Raw genomic sequence first — 474 nt, 5'->3', positions numbered from 1 at the left:
ACCTTTTCTTCAAGCTTAGTTTTTGCTTTCTCAAGCTTCTTCAGTTGATTAGTCAGAATACTATTCTTTCATTCTAATCCAGCATTTGTTTCTTCAAGTTTTTCTACAGTACCGTTAAGCCTAGTTAATTTGCTAATTTGCTCATCCAACTCTGCTTTGTTTTCTGCAAGCTGATCGATCTAGCTTGCGGACAAGAAGTATCAAATGAGGAAAAGTACGAGGGAGAAGAGGTATTAAATCTAGTAAGAAGACATAAAGAGATTAAGGATCGATCGGTTCAGTGGTTTGGCCGTGAAAGCGTAGCAGACAGACAGACAGACAGACAGAGTTACTTTCGCATTTATAATATTAGTGTGGATTATTACTACTATAAAAGCCGCAACAGTCCACTGTTATTATGTTTAACTTATGCATAATAATGAAGAGTGAATTTTAATTGCGAATTTGCTAGTGAAATGGTATTCGTTACTGTAA

General features: G+C 35.7%; 1 protein-coding gene. It reads left to right on the top strand.

The window, feature by feature from the left end; all coding sequences use genetic code 11:
* Positions 1–137 precede the first annotated feature (137 nt).
* Positions 138–416, top strand: coding sequence for a hypothetical protein (locus ACJ5GX_RS04895; protein ID WP_495292758.1), 279 nt, complete (start codon positions 138–140; stop codon positions 414–416).
* The last annotated feature ends 58 nt before the right edge of the window (positions 417–474 follow it).

Source organism: Wolbachia endosymbiont of Tuta absoluta, assembly GCF_059414725.1.
Note: the sequence above shows the minus strand (reverse complement) of the source record. Positions and strands in the feature narration are given on the sequence as shown.